This window comes from Microlunatus sagamiharensis (assembly GCF_900105785.1).
GTDB lineage: Bacteria > Actinomycetota > Actinomycetes > Propionibacteriales > Propionibacteriaceae > Microlunatus > Microlunatus sagamiharensis.
On the sequence record NZ_LT629799.1, the window covers coordinates 1,138,706 to 1,151,786 of the forward strand.

Genomic DNA, 13,081 nt, shown 5'->3' on the forward strand with positions numbered 1-13,081 from the left:
GAGGATCAGAGTGCGTCGAGCGAACGCTCCAGGTCGGCCCAGAGGTCGTCGGCGTGCTCGACCCCGACGGACATCCGGACCAGGCCCTCGGGGACGACGTCGAGCTCGCCCGACCAGCGGCGGCGGCGCTCGAAGGTGGACTCGACGCTGCCCAGGCTGGTCGCGTGGGTCCAGAGGGTGCAGCCGTCGACGAACCGCTCCGCCGTCGGCCCGTCGGCCAGCTCGACCGACAGCAGCGAACCGAAGCCGTCCATCGTCGCGGCCGCCCGCGCGTGGCCCTCGTCGGACGGCAGGCCGGGGTAGCGGACCCGTCGCACGGCCGGGTGCGCGGCCAGGCGCTCGGCGAGGACGCCCGCGTTGGCGACGGCGGCGCGGACGCGCAGCGGCATCGTCCGGATCCCGCGCAGGGCGAGCCAGGTCTCCATCGGCCCGGGGACCGCGCCGCTGTCGTGCCGGACGGCGGCGAGCGCGGCGAAGAGTTCGTCCGCGCCGTCGCCGTCGGTGCGCACGCTCAGCGCGCCCAGCAGGAGGTCGGAGTGCCCGCCGACGAACTTCGTGCCCGACTCGAGGACGACGTCGAAGCCGTGCTCGAGCGGGCGCTGCAGCAGCGCGGAGGCGAAGGTGTTGTCGACGACGGTCCGGACGCGGCCCCGCAGCGCCGCGCCGATCCCGGGGAGGTCGGCGACCTCCATGAGCGGGTTGGTGGGCGACTCCAGCCACACCAGGTCGGCGCCGTCCGCGGCGGCCAGCACGGCCTCGGTGTCGGCGACGTCGACCTCGCGCAGCACCCACCCGAACTTCTCCGCACGGGACCGCACGAGCGCGGAGACCCCGAGGTAGCAGCTGGTCGGCAGCACCACGGTGTCCCCGGGGGCGAGGAGGTCCAGCACGGCGCTCGCCGCCGCCATCCCGCTCGCGAAGGTCACGCACCGCCCGCCCTCGAGCGTCCCCAGGACCTCCTCCAGCGCCGACCAGGTCTCGTTGCCGTCGCGGCCGTAGCCGAGCGCGGTCGTCGTGTCGTGCGCGCCGACGTAGGTCGAGGCGAGGACGGGGGAGACGTTCAGGGGTGCGCCGGGCGTACGCGTCGGGCGGCCGAGGCTCACCGCGAGGGTGTCGCGGTGCAGGTCGAGGTCGTGGTCCACGCACCCATCCTCCCGTGCCGCGCGCCCGCGCGCGGCGGACCGTCCGGCCCCACCCGCGCCGGTAGGGTCACCCGCGTCGGCAGGGCGGACCCTGGCCGCGACGCGGAGACGGGAGAACGACGGTGACCACAGCGCCGGCCGGGCCGACCGTGCCCGACGAGGGCAGGGGCGCCGTCCGACGCGTCCGCGTCGCCCTGGTGTTCGGGGGCGTCAGCAGCGAGCACGGCGTCTCGTGCCTGACCGCCGCCGGCGTCTTCTCGGCGCTGGACCCCGAGCGCTACGAGGTGGTCGGCGTCGGGATCACCCGCACCGGGCGCTGGGTGCTCGTCGACGACGAGACCCTGCGCGGCCTCGCGGTCGTGGACGGGCGCCTGCCCGAGCTCAGCGAGCACGCCCCCGACGCGATGCTGCTCACCCACGGTCCCGGCAGCCGGCTCGCGGTCCGCGACGAGGTGTCGTACGGCGGCGTCGACAAGCACTCGGCGCTCTCCTGGCTCGGCCCGGTCGACGTCGCGCTGAGCCTCCTGCACGGCCCCTTCGGCGAGGACGGGACGATCCAGGGCCTGTTCGAGATGATGGGCACCCGCTACGTCGGCGCGGGCGTGCTCGCCAGCGCGGTCGGCATGGACAAGCACTTCATGAAGCTCGTCCTGTCCGCCTCCGGGCTGCCCGTCGGCCCCTTCACCACCATCACGCCGGCAGACTGGGCGCGCGACCGCAGCGCCTGCCTCGAGGCCGTGTCCGCGCTGCGCTTCCCGGTCTTCGTCAAGCCCGCCCGCGGCGGCTCGAGCCTCGGCATCTCCAAGGTCGACGCCGACACCGGCGGGGCCCTGGTGGCCGCCATCGAGGAGGCCCAGCGCTTCGACCCCAAGGTCGTCGTCGAGGAGGGGTTCGTCGGTGCGCGCGAGCTTGAGTGCGGCGTCCTCTCCGACGTCGACGGCGGCATCCCGCAGGCCAGCGCCGTGGCCGAGATCCGCGTGCACAGCGAGTCGGGCTTCTACGACTTCGAGGCCAAGTACCTCCCCGAGGAGCAGGTCGACCTCGACGTCCCTGCCCTCGTCGACCCGACCGTCGCCGACCAGGTCCGCGACCTCGCCGTGCGCACCTTCGAGGCCGTGGGCTGCGAGGGGCTCGCCCGCGTGGACGTCTTCCTCACCCGCGAGGGCCGCGTCGTGGTCAACGAGATCAACACGATGCCCGGCTTCACCGCGCACTCGATGTTCCCGCGCATGTGGGCCGCGAGCGGCCTCGACTACCCGGCCCTGGTCGACCGCCTGATCGCGCTCGCCCTGGCCCGCCCCGTCGGCCTCCGCTGACGACCGACCTCCCGCCGGTTCTCTTACCGCAGTGCGCGTAGGACGGCGCTGAGGGCTCGGAGCCGTCGATACCGGTAAGAAGACCGGCGCCAGGTCCGACGAGGCAGCCCTACTGGCAGGGCGTGACAACCGGGTCGTGCTGCGAGACCACGTCGCTCAGGTCGGCAAGGGCGCCGGACTCGGGCGCGAACCTCGCCGGCACCGACACCTCCACGAAGGCCGGCCGTCCGATGGTCGTGAAGATCATCCCGCCCTGCGCCTCCTCGGCGTACCAGCCGACGTCGTTCACCTCGAGGCACTCGCTGTCGTCCCTCAGCCCGGGCGGCGCCGCGACGCCGCAGCGCAGCACGATCGCCGGCCTGCCCCAGGCCGCCGACAGCAGGCCCGGCTCGACGCTGCGTCGACCCTGGTCCAGCACCTCCTCCGGCAGCGCCGCCATGACCGCTCCGCACACCTGCGCCACCTCGGGCCCCGGCGTCGGCTCCTCGACCGCCACCTTCCCGCAGCCCGCGAGGAGCGTGGCCAACGTCACCAGGACAGCGCCCTGCCCGACCGCGCGCAGCAGACTCGGCCGACGAGGCGAAGGCGGGAGGAGGGCGTCATGCACCCCGGCCCGAACGTGGATGGGTCTGGCGGGAGCCCGGGCGCTGGGGACGCGAGATACGCAGACGAGTGCACGGCGCCCGGGCGGATGGTTGTGAGGGCCGGGGTGCATGACGCCCTCCTCCCGACTGGACGTTTCGGCCGGGTCAGACGTGCACGACCGGGCAGGTCACCGTCCTGGTGATGCCGGGAACGCTCTGGACGCGCTTGAGGACCAACGCACCGAGCTCGTCCATCGTGGCGGCCTCGGCGCGGACGACGACGTCGTACGGGCCTGTGACGTCCTCGGCCAGGGTGACGCCGGAGATGCGGCTGATCTCGGTCCGGACCTCGGTCGACCTGCCGACGACGGTCTGCACCAGGATGTAGGCCTGAACGACCACGGTGGTGCCTCGCACTTCTCGCAGCCGCGCGTCCGGGAGCGACGAAGCACCGCTGCCCGGCCCGGCGGCCGACCACGTACGCTCACCGGTGTGCGCCAACCTACAGGCCGACGCGCTCCGCTGATGCACGGCGAGAGCCCGTGAGCCCGGGTGGCAACGGCCCGACCACGCTCGCGGAGCTGGGCGAGTTCGCCCTGATCGCGGAGCTGGTCCGCGACCTGCCCGCGTCCGACGAGGTGCTCCTCGGTCCCGGTGACGACGGCGCCGTCCTCGCGGTCGGCGGCTCGGTCGTCGTGTCGACCGACGTGCTCGTGGAGGGCGTCCACTTCCGCCGCGACTGGAGCGGGCCCGGCGACGTCGGGCGCAAGGCCGTCGCCGTGAACGTCGCCGACATCGAGGCCATGGGCGCGCGTCCGCAGGGCGTCGTGGTCGGCTTCTCCGCCCCCGGCGACACCGAGGTGCGCTGGGTGCTCGACCTGGCCCGCGGCCTGCGCACCGAGTGCGCGGAGGCCGGGGTGAACCTGCTCGGCGGCGATACCACGCGCGCCAAGGAGGTCACCCTGTCGGTGACCGCGCTCGGCACGCTCGACGGCCGCGCGCCCGTCCGTCGCAGCGGCGCGCGTCCCGGCGACGTCCTCGCGTACGCGGGTCGGCTCGGCTGGGCGGCGGCGGGCCTGCTGGTCCTGGGCCGCGGCTTCCGCTCGCCGCGGGCGGTCGTCGACGTGCAGCGCGTGCCGGTGGTCCCGTACGGCCAGGGTGCGGTCGCCGCGAGGGCCGGGGCGAGCTCGATGGTCGACGTCTCCGACGGACTGCTGGCCGACCTGGGCCACGTGGCGCGTGCGTCCGGCGTGAGCATCGACGTCTCGACCGACGCGTTCGAGATCCCCGAGACGCTGGAGACCGTCGGCGCGGCCACCCGGGTCGACCCGATCCTGCTCGTGCTGACCGGGGGGGAGGACCACGCGCTGGCCGCGACGTTCCCGCCCGGGAGCGTGCCGGAGGGCTGGACGACGATCGGCGCCGTGACCGAGGCGGCCGAGGGCGGGCCGGGGGTGCTCGTCGACTCGTCGTCGTTCGCGGGCGTGCCCGGCTTCGACCACTTCCGCCCCGGCGCGCGCCGGTGACGGTGCTGCGGAGATGACGCTGCCCACGGCCCGCGTCCTCACGGTCGCCGGGTCGGACTCCGGCGGCGGGGCGGGGATCCAGGCCGACCTCAAGACGATGCTCGCCCACGGCGTGCACGGCACGAGCGTGCTGACCGCGGTCACCGCGCAGAACTCGGTCGGCGTGCAGGGCGTGTGGGGCCTGCCCGGGGCGGCCGTCGAGGCGCAGTTCCGCAGCGTCGTCGACGACATCGGCGTCGACGCGGTCAAGGTCGGGATGCTCGGGTCGGCCGCGACGTGCGCCCTGGTGGCCGACCTGCTCGAGACGCTGCCTCCCGGCGTGCCCGTCGTCCTGGACCCGGTCGCGGTGAGCAAGCACGGCGACGCGCTGATCGACGACGATGCGCTCGACGTGGTCCGGACGCGGCTCTTCGGGCTCGCGACCGTCGCGACCCCGAACCTCGACGAGGCCCGGACCCTCGCCGGGCGCCCCGCCGCGACCGACCAGGCCGGGCTCGGGCACGCGCTGCTCGCCCTCGGCCCGGCGTGGGTCCTGGTCAAGGGCGGCCACGCCGACGGCGACCCGACCGACGTCCTCGTCGGGCACGACCAGCCCGACCGCGCGTTCACCGCCGGACGCGACGACAACGCCCACACCCACGGGACCGGCTGCACGCTCGCCTCGGCGATCGCCTGCCGGCTCGCGCTGGGTGGCGACGTGCCGGGCGCGGTCGGGGCGGCCAAGGCGTACGTCACGGGGGCGATCGCCGGCGGGTTCGCGCTCGGCGCGGGCATCGGCCCGACCGACCACCTCTGGGCGCTGCGCGACCGGCTGCCGGGAGCCGGGCCCGCGGATTGACCTGGGCGACGCGCGTGTGGCGCCTGTGACGGAAGTGGTCCTCGCCTAGAGTGCGACCCATGGCGACCCGCGCGTCTTCCCCCGCGCGGACTTCCAGCCGGTCCGGCTCCAGCACTCGGAGCAGCACCAGCTCACGTCCGCGCGCGTCCGGAAGCAAGAGCACCTCCTCCCGACCGAGCTCGTCGGGAGGGCGGTCGAGCTCGTCGCGCCCGGCGAACCGGCGCCCGGCCCCCCGGGGGCGCGCGCCGCAGCCGTCGCTGCTCGCGACCCTCCTGCGCGGCCTCGTCGCGATCTGGCGCGGCCTGGCGCACGGCGTCGGCAGCGCGGTCCGCGCGATCGGGCACGGCGCCCGCGACCTCGACCCGGCCCTGCGCCGCGACGGCGCCGGGCTCTTCATCCTCGGCCTCGCGGTGGTCATCGCGGCCGAGTTCTGGTTCGGGCTGCCGGGCCGCTTCGGCCACGTCGTCGACATCGGCGTCTCGACGATCATCGGCGGGCTCTCGGCGCTCGCGCCGATCCTGCTGGCCGCGATGGCCTGGCGGACGCTGCGCCACCCCGACCACAACGGTCCGGCGGGACGGCAGGTCGTCGGGTGGGGCGCCATCCTCTTCGGCCTGCTCGGCCTCATCAACATCGCCCGGGGGCTGCCGCTCACCGACCAGCCCGAGCGGCTGCGCCAGGCCGGCGGCATCCTCGGCTACCTCTCCAGCTCGATCCTGTCCGACCTGGTGACGGTGTACGCCGCGGTGCCCCTGCTGGTGCTGCTGCTGGGCTTCGGCATCCTCGTCGTGGTCGGCATCCCGCTGCACGAGCTCGCCGACCAGGTGCGCACGGCGACGGCCCGCCTCACCGCCGACCCCGAGGCCGTCGAGGGCCGTGTGCTCGACGACGACGACCTCGAGTACGGCGTCGACGAGGCGTACGAGACGCCCGTCGTCACCGACCACGTCGACGACGGCGAGCCGACGACGCGGCGCAAGGGCCGGGGCCGCAAGGCCATCGGACCGCCCGAGCCGGTCGCCCCGCTGGTCGACATCGACCTCCACGACCCGCACGACCGGCACGACGGGGACCGCTCCGAGGACGACCGGGGCCCGGACGCCGAGCCGACCGAGGTCCTCAAGAAGCCGGTGACCGCCGGCCTGCCCAAGGCCCACGGCTCCACGGCCCTGCCGGAGGCGGGCGAGGACTTCGTGGTGCACGAGAGCCCCGAGCTGGAGGCCCCGGCGCACAGCCCGATCCCGCAGCGCGCCGAGCAGCTGCAGCTGTCCGGCGACGTCACCTACCTGCTGCCCGACTCCGAGACCCTCAAGCCGGGCAGCGTCCACAAGTCGCGCACCGAGGCGTCGGACGCCGTGGTCGGCCGGCTGACCGAGGTGCTCAGCCAGTTCGAGATCGATGCGCGGGTCACCGGCTACAGCCGCGGCCCGACGGTCACCCGCTACGAGGTCGAGCTCGGACCGGCCGTCAAGGTCGAGAAGGTCACCGCCCTCTCCAAGAACATCGCGTACGCCGTCGCCAGCGCCGACGTGCGGATCCTGTCGCCGATCCCCGGCAAGTCGGCGATCGGCATCGAGATCCCGAACACCGACAAGGAGGTCGTCAGCCTCGGCGACGTCATCCGCTCGTCCAAGGCCCGCAGCGACCACCACCCGATGACCGTCGGGCTGGGCAAGGACGTCGAGGGCGGGTTCGTCGTCGCGAACCTCGCCAAGATGCCCCACCTGCTCGTCGCCGGGGCCACCGGCTCGGGCAAGTCGAGCTTCGTGAACTCGATGATCACCTCGATCCTCATGCGCTCGACGCCGGACGAGGTCCGGATGCTGATGGTCGACCCCAAGCGCGTCGAGCTGACGATCTACGAGGGCGTGCCGCACCTGGTCACGCCGATCATCACCAACGCCAAGAAGGCCGCGGAGGCGCTGCAGTGGGTCGTGCGCGAGATGGACATGCGCTACGACGACCTGGCGGCGTTCGGGTTCCGGCACATCGACGACTTCAACAAGGCGGTCCGGGGCGGCGGGGTCAAGCCGCTGCCGGGCTCGGAGCGGGTCCTCGAGCCGTACCCGTACCTGCTGGTCATCGTCGACGAGCTCGCCGACCTGATGATGGTCGCGCCGCGCGACGTGGAGGACTCGATCGTCCGCATCACCCAGCTCGCACGCGCCGCCGGCATCCACCTCGTGCTGGCCACCCAGCGCCCGTCGACCGACGTCGTCACCGGCCTCATCAAGGCCAACGTGCCGAGCCGGCTGGCGTTCGCCACGTCGTCGATGACCGACTCCCGCGTCATCCTCGACCAGCCGGGCGCGGAGAAGCTCGTGGGCCAGGGCGACGGGCTGTTCCTGCCCATGGGCTCCAGCAAGGCGATCCGCATCCAGGGCGCCTGGGTCACCGAGCAGGAGGTGCGCGCGGTCGTCACGCACGTCACCGAGCAGCTCAAGCCGACCTACCGCGAGGACGTCACCGCGGCGCCCGAGGCCTCGTCGAAGGTCGCCGAGGACATCGGCGACGACCTCGACCTGGTGCTCCAGGCCGTCGAGCTCGTGGTGACGCTGCAGCTCGGCTCGACCTCGATGCTGCAGCGCAAGCTGCGCGTCGGCTTCGCCAAGGCCGGGCGACTCATGGACATCCTCGAGACCCGCGGGGTCGTGGGCCCCTCGGAGGGGTCAAAGCCGCGCGAGGTGCTGGTCAAGCCTGACGAGCTGGACGACGTGGTGGAGAACCTGCGGCTCGGCTGAGCCGCAGGTCTCGCTCTCCGCCGTCCTCGGGTGGCGTCGGCCCGGTCAGCGCACCGGGCCGACCTGCAGCAGCGGCGCGTTCGCGCTCCTGCACCCCGTGGTCTCGAACGTCACGAAGACGGCGCCGGTGTCACCCGGCGCGTAGACGCGGAACCCAGAGACGTCGGTCTCGTCGCAGGCGTCGCCGTAGTTGCGCGGCTGGCTGCGCCGCAGGGACGCCTTGACGCTGCCGCCGGCCTCCAAGGTCTTGGTGGCCACCGGGTCGTCGGTGCGGGTGGCGGCCTGGCCGACCTGCTCGCCCTTGCTGCCGGTCACGTACGAGACGCCCGGGAAGCCGCGCAGGGTGCAGGGCTGCGACGAACGGTTCGTGAAGGTGAAGGTGCCGTTGACGTTGCCCGCCCCGGCGCCGCCCGCGTCGTCGGCGTAGCGCACGGACAGGTCCTCGGCCGTGCACGTGCCCGTCCCGGGTGAACCGCCGGTGCCCGGGGTGGACGTCGCGGCGGACGCCCGGGGGCTGCTCGTCGAGGGCACGTCGGCGGGGCTCGAGGCCGGGGCCGACGCGGTGACGGTGACGGTCGGGGCGGGGCTCGCACCGTCCTGGTCGGACGCGGTGCCGCACGCGGTCGTGGCGAGCACGAGGCTCGCCGCGAGCAGCGCCAGCGGACGGACGGCGGGGGACGGGTGCGGTGTCATCGGGGGGACTCCTGGGTCGGAGGTGACGGGCGAGGTCCATCGAATCCCATCGGACTGAGCAGCGGCCTCGTCGTGGAGCGTGTCGCGCCCGGTCTCGTGGGCGGGACTGTCTCGCGGCCCCGCGCGGCCGTGCAAGCCCGGTGCGCGGGCTCGCCGAGGCGGGGGACCGGGCGCGAGCGGTCATACTGGGACGGTCATGCCTCCTGCCGTCGCGACCTCGCCCACCCCGCTCACCGCGGTCCACCTCGTCACCCTCGGGTGCGCCCGCAACGAGGTCGACTCCGAGGAGCTCGCCGCCCGGCTGGAGGACGGCGGCTTCCGCCTGGTCGACGACCCGTCCGACGCCGACGCCGTCATGGTCAACACCTGCGGGTTCGTCGAGGCGGCCAAGAAGGACTCCGTCGACACGCTCCTCCAGGCCGCCGACCTCAAGGGCGCCGGCAAGACGCAGGCCGTCGTGGCGGTGGGGTGCCTGGCCGAGCGGTACGGCTCCGAGCTCGCCGAGTCCCTGCCCGAGGCGGACGCCGTGCTCGGGTTCGACGACTACGCCGACGTGGCCGGCCGGCTGCAGCACATCCTGGCCGGGGGCAAGCACGAGACCCACGTCCCGCGCGACCGCCGCACGCTGCTCCCGCTCGCCCCGGCCGCCCGACGGGCCGCGGCGAGGACCACCGCGATCCCGGGCGTCCCCTCCAACCCCGTCCCCGCCTCGCCGCCGCTGCCCGAGGGCGTCGCGCCGGCCAGCGGCCCCCGGGCGTTCCGGCGCCGCCTGAACGGCAGCCCGTACGCCCCGCTCAAGATCGCCTCCGGCTGCGACCGGCGCTGCGCCTTCTGCGCCATCCCCGCCTTCCGCGGTGCGTACGTCTCCCGCCCGCCGGCCGAGGTCGTCTCCGAGGCCCGCTGGCTCGTCGAGCAGGGCGTGCGCGAGGTGATGCTGGTCAGCGAGAACACCTCCTCCTACGGCAAGGACCTCGGCGACATCCGGCTGCTGGAGTCGCTGCTCGCCGACCTTGGCGCGGTCGACGGCCTGGAGCGCGTCCGCGTCTCCTACCTCCAGCCGGCGGAGATGCGACCGGGCCTGGTGGAGGTCATGACCTCGCTGCCGCACGTCGCCCCGTACTTCGACCTGTCCTTCCAGCACGCGGCACCGGGTGTGCTGCGCCGGATGCGGCGGTTCGGTGACCCGGACTCCTTCCTCGGCCTGGTCGAGAGCATCCGCGCCAAGGAGCCCACGGCCGGTATCCGCAGCAACGTCATCTGCGGCTTCCCCGGGGAGACCGACGCCGACGTGCAGGTCCTGCAGGACTTCCTGGTCGCCGCCCAGCTCGACGTGGTCGGCGTCTTCGGCTACTCCGACGAGGACGGCACCGAGGCGGCCCGCCTCGACGGGCAGGTCGACGAGGACGAGGTGGAGGCCCGCCGCGCCGCGACGGCCGACCTGGTCGACGAGTTGATCTCCCAGCGTGCCGAGGAGCGGGTCGGCGAGGCCGTCCGCGTCCTCGTCGAGGAGGTCACGCCGCGCGCCGGTGGCGCGGACGTCGTGGGCCGCGCCGCCCACCAGGGACCCGAGGTCGACGGTTCCGTGTCGCTCGCGCTGGGGCATGCTGGGACCGTGGGTGAGTTCGTGGACGCGGTCGTGACCGGCAGCGACGGGGCGGACCTGGTCGCCCGTCCGGTCGCATGAGCGCGACCGCCGGGACCCCGACGGCGCCGCGCAGGGTCAGCTCCTGGAACGTGCCGAACGCCCTCACCGTGCTCCGGCTGGTGATGGTGCCGGTCTTCGCCTGGGCGCTGCTGGCGCACCCGGACTCGGTCGGCTGGCGGGTCGCCTCGACGGCGATCTTCGTCGTCGCCATCCTCACCGACGCCCTCGACGGCAAGCTGGCGCGCAAGTACGACCTCGTTACCAGCTTCGGCAAGCTCGCCGACCCGATCGCCGACAAGGCGCTCACCGGGATGGCCTTCATCGGCCTCTCGGTCCTGGGCGAGCTGCCCTGGTGGATCACGATCGTGATCCTCGTCCGCGAGTGGGGGATCACCGTGCTGCGGTTCGTGGTGATCCGCTACGGCGTGATCGCCGCCGACCGCGGCGGCAAGCTCAAGACGCTGCTGCAGGCCGTGGCCCTCACGCTGTTCCTGCTCCCGCTCACCATGGTCGCCGGGCTGGGCTGGCTGCACGTCGTCGGCTGGGTCGTGATGGTCGCCGCGCTGGTGCTGACCGTGCTGACCGGCGCCAACTACGTGCGCTCGGCCCTGCGGCTGCGCCGCTCCGCCACGCGGGCGTGAGCGCCGAGGCCGTCCTCGCCGCGCTGCGGACGCGCGGCCTGACGCTGGCCACCGCGGAGTCCCTCACCGGAGGTCTCGTGGGTGCGGCGCTGACCGCCGTGGGTGGCTCCTCCGACGTCTACCGCGGCGGCGTCGTCTGCTACGCCACCGACCTCAAGGCCACCTTGGCCGGCGTGCCCGCGGACGTCCTCGACGCCCACGGACCGGTGGCCCCGGAGACGGCCGCGGCACTCGCCCGCGGCGTGGCGAGGGCCTGCGGGGCCGACGTCGGTCTGGCCACCACGGGCGTCGCCGGGCCGAGCCCGCAGGACGGCCACCCGGTCGGCGAGGTGTACGTGGCCGCGGCGCTCTCGGGTCAGGAGCCGGAGGTCCGGCGGCTCCACCTGACCGGGGACCGGGAGGCGGTCCGCGCGGCGAGCGTGGAGGCCGTGCTGGACCTGCTCCTGGCGCTCGCCGACGTGCTGCTCGAGGCCCGTCCGGAGGGTTGAGCGTGGTGCGCTCTGGCGCTGACCACCCGGTGGGTACAGTTTCTGCATGTCGTCTCCGACGCCGGTCAAGCAGGTGCTGGTCCGTGAGCTGATCGGGGAGTCGCTGCGCGAGGCCCGGACCGACCAGGGGCGCACGCTGCGCGAGGTCTCGAAGGCCGCGCGCGTCTCCCTGGGCTACCTCTCCGAGGTCGAGCGGGGGCAGAAGGAGGCGTCGAGTGAGCTGCTCGCGTCCATCTGCGCCGCCCTCGACCTCCCGCTCTCGGTGGTGCTCACCCTGACGGGCGAGAAGATGGCGGCCGTCGAGCGCATCGACAGCCGCGTCACCGCCCTGCCGCACGTGCGGGCGATGGCCCAGGCCGCCTAGGTGTACCCGGTCATGAGGTTGGTGACAGTCGCGCGAGTGGGGTGAGTCCATCGAGTGCGGAGTGGGCTCGTTCAGTGTTGTAGTGCTCGACCCAGGGAGCAAGCGCTGCAGCGCGGGCGGCGTTCGACGTCCAAACCTGTCGGTAGGCCCACTCTGAGGCAAGGGTGCGGTTGTAGCGCTCCGCCTTGCCGTTCTGCCAGGGGCAGTGCGGCTTGATGAACTTCTGGGCGATTCCGTGCTCGGCGCAGACCGTGACGAGGGAGTAGCGGTAGGCGAAGGCGTTGTCGGTCATCAGCCGCTCGACTCGGTCGACTCCTCGCTCGGCTAAGTAGGCCAGCGCGCGCTCGAGGAACGCCGCGCACGTCACGCCTTTCTCATCGGTAAGTACTTCGGAGTAGGCGAGCCGGGAGTGGTCATCGACGACCGAGTGGACGTAGTCGTAGCCGATCAGGGCCCGCTTGTGCTTGTCGCTGTTGGTCGCGAGGCGCCCGTGGGCGCGCCAGCCGCCGCCGGCGGGGATCCGGCCGATCTTCTTGACGTCCATGTGGACGAGCTCGCCCGGGGCGTCCTTCTCGTAGCGGACGGCGGTGGTCTTCGACGCGCGGATCACCTCGCCGGTGACCGGGTCCAGCACGGCCAGCCTGGGCAGCTGGTGACGGACCAGGACCCGCGACACCGTCCGGGCGCAGACCGGGTGCCGAGCGGCGATCCACGCCGGCCCGCGGCGGTACTCGACCCGGTCGGTCGTGATCGCCTCCTCGACCACGGCCGGGGTCTGGCCGGGGCTGTGGTGCGGGCGCGAAGACCGATCGAGCAGCCCTGCGTCGCCCTCGGCCCGCCAGCGGCGGACCCAGCGATAGGCGCACTGGCGCGAGATCCCCATCGCCTTCGCGGCGTGGGCGACGGGCCAGTGCTGGACGACGACGCGTTCGATCAGCAGCAGCCGACCATGACGATTGAGCCGGGCGTTAGCGTGAGCCACCTGAGGGCCTCCGAGCGGTAGAAGACGACACATCTCCCACCGCACTCGGAGGTCCTCTTCACGTCAAGCACTCGAACCGAGTGTCACCAACGTCCTGGCCCAGTACACCTAGGCCGCCCAG

The 13,081-nt window shown here is 73.7% G+C and carries 13 protein-coding genes; 8 read left to right on the top strand and 5 right to left on the bottom strand.

Annotation, left to right across the window (positions count from 1 at the left end):
- Positions 1-5: 5 nt before the first annotated feature.
- Positions 6-1,142, bottom strand: coding sequence for a trans-sulfuration enzyme family protein (locus tag BLU42_RS05185; RefSeq protein ID WP_231918451.1), 1,137 nt, complete (start codon positions 1,140-1,142; stop codon positions 6-8).
- Positions 1,143-1,264: 122 nt separating this feature from the next.
- Here BLU42_RS05185 and BLU42_RS05190 point away from each other — a divergent pair, with 122 nt between their 5' ends.
- Positions 1,265-2,458: a D-alanine--D-alanine ligase family protein gene (locus BLU42_RS05190; RefSeq protein ID WP_231918452.1), complete on the top strand. Its 1,194-nt coding sequence runs from the start codon at positions 1,265-1,267 to the stop codon at positions 2,456-2,458.
- Positions 2,459-2,567: 109 nt separating this feature from the next.
- Here BLU42_RS05190 and BLU42_RS05195 read toward each other — a convergent pair whose 3' ends face one another.
- The gene (locus BLU42_RS05195) at positions 2,568-2,990 is read right to left on the bottom strand and encodes a DUF3515 domain-containing protein (RefSeq protein WP_231918453.1); all 423 of its coding nucleotides are present in this window, start codon (positions 2,988-2,990) and stop codon (positions 2,568-2,570) included.
- A gap of 217 nt (positions 2,991-3,207) precedes the next feature.
- Positions 3,208-3,444 carry an Lrp/AsnC family transcriptional regulator gene (locus tag BLU42_RS05200; RefSeq protein ID WP_091079475.1) on the bottom strand — a complete coding sequence of 79 codons (237 nt, stop codon included), beginning with the start codon at positions 3,442-3,444 and terminating at the stop codon, positions 3,208-3,210.
- Positions 3,445-3,584: 140 nt separating this feature from the next.
- Here BLU42_RS05200 and BLU42_RS05205 point away from each other — a divergent pair, with 140 nt between their 5' ends.
- From BLU42_RS05205 to BLU42_RS05215, 3 genes are read left to right on the top strand one after another with little or no spacing between them, the layout of a single operon-like run.
- Positions 3,585-4,568: a thiamine-phosphate kinase gene (locus BLU42_RS05205; RefSeq protein ID WP_091073540.1), complete on the top strand. Its 984-nt coding sequence runs from the start codon at positions 3,585-3,587 to the stop codon at positions 4,566-4,568.
- A 13-nt stretch (positions 4,569-4,581) separates the two neighbouring features.
- Positions 4,582-5,406 (top strand): bifunctional hydroxymethylpyrimidine kinase/phosphomethylpyrimidine kinase, encoded by an 825-nt coding sequence (gene thiD, locus BLU42_RS05210; RefSeq protein WP_091073541.1) that lies wholly within the window; start codon positions 4,582-4,584, stop codon positions 5,404-5,406.
- A 59-nt stretch (positions 5,407-5,465) separates the two neighbouring features.
- Positions 5,466-8,147, top strand: a complete 2,682-nt coding sequence (locus BLU42_RS05215; protein ID WP_091073542.1) for an FtsK/SpoIIIE family DNA translocase — start codon at positions 5,466-5,468, stop codon at positions 8,145-8,147.
- A 45-nt stretch (positions 8,148-8,192) separates the two neighbouring features.
- On the opposite strand, the gene BLU42_RS05220 is transcribed toward BLU42_RS05215, so the two are convergent.
- Positions 8,193-8,840 carry a DUF4232 domain-containing protein gene (locus tag BLU42_RS05220; protein WP_091073543.1) on the bottom strand — a complete coding sequence of 216 codons (648 nt, stop codon included), beginning with the start codon at positions 8,838-8,840 and terminating at the stop codon, positions 8,193-8,195.
- 196 nt (positions 8,841-9,036) lie between these two features.
- Between BLU42_RS05220 and rimO the strand changes: the two genes are divergently transcribed.
- Genes rimO through BLU42_RS05240 form a run of 4 tightly spaced genes read left to right on the top strand, consistent with a single transcriptional unit; the run spans position 9,037 to position 11,978 of the window.
- Entirely contained in the window at positions 9,037-10,524 is a 1,488-nt protein-coding gene (rimO, locus tag BLU42_RS05225) for a 30S ribosomal protein S12 methylthiotransferase RimO (RefSeq protein ID WP_091073544.1), read from the top strand.
- Positions 10,521-11,126: a CDP-diacylglycerol--glycerol-3-phosphate 3-phosphatidyltransferase gene (gene pgsA / locus BLU42_RS05230; protein WP_091073545.1), complete on the top strand. Its 606-nt coding sequence runs from the start codon at positions 10,521-10,523 to the stop codon at positions 11,124-11,126. The genes rimO and pgsA overlap by 4 nt, the downstream gene beginning before the upstream one ends.
- Complete coding sequence (locus BLU42_RS05235; RefSeq protein ID WP_091073546.1) at positions 11,123-11,614, top strand: CinA family protein; 492 nt, start codon at positions 11,123-11,125, stop codon at positions 11,612-11,614. Before pgsA ends, BLU42_RS05235 begins: the two co-directional genes overlap by 4 nt.
- 46 nt (positions 11,615-11,660) lie before the next feature.
- Positions 11,661-11,978 carry a helix-turn-helix domain-containing protein gene (locus tag BLU42_RS05240; protein WP_091073547.1) on the top strand — a complete coding sequence of 106 codons (318 nt, stop codon included), beginning with the start codon at positions 11,661-11,663 and terminating at the stop codon, positions 11,976-11,978.
- Between the two features lie 10 nt (positions 11,979-11,988).
- Here the strand turns inward: BLU42_RS05240 and BLU42_RS05245 are convergent, their stop codons facing one another.
- Positions 11,989-12,960 carry an IS481 family transposase gene (locus BLU42_RS05245; protein WP_091079479.1) on the bottom strand — a complete coding sequence of 324 codons (972 nt, stop codon included), beginning with the start codon at positions 12,958-12,960 and terminating at the stop codon, positions 11,989-11,991.
- Positions 12,961-13,081 lie beyond the last annotated feature (121 nt).

What these genes read in the sequence shown, in the direction of transcription:
- BLU42_RS05215 (WP_091073542.1), top strand. Translation starts at nt 5,466, where the DNA reads ATGGCGACCCGCGCGTCTTCCCCCGCGCGGACTTCCAGCCGGTCCGGC.
- BLU42_RS05240 (WP_091073547.1), top strand. Translation starts at nt 11,661, where the DNA reads ATGTCGTCTCCGACGCCGGTCAAGCAGGTGCTGGTCCGTGAGCTGATC.
- thiD (WP_091073541.1), top strand. Translation starts at nt 4,582, where the DNA reads ATGACGCTGCCCACGGCCCGCGTCCTCACGGTCGCCGGGTCGGACTCC.
- BLU42_RS05220 (WP_091073543.1), bottom strand. Translation starts at nt 8,840, where the DNA reads ATGACACCGCACCCGTCCCCCGCCGTCCGTCCGCTGGCGCTGCTCGCG.
- pgsA (WP_091073545.1), top strand. Translation starts at nt 10,521, where the DNA reads ATGAGCGCGACCGCCGGGACCCCGACGGCGCCGCGCAGGGTCAGCTCC.
- rimO (WP_091073544.1), top strand. Translation starts at nt 9,037, where the DNA reads ATGCCTCCTGCCGTCGCGACCTCGCCCACCCCGCTCACCGCGGTCCAC.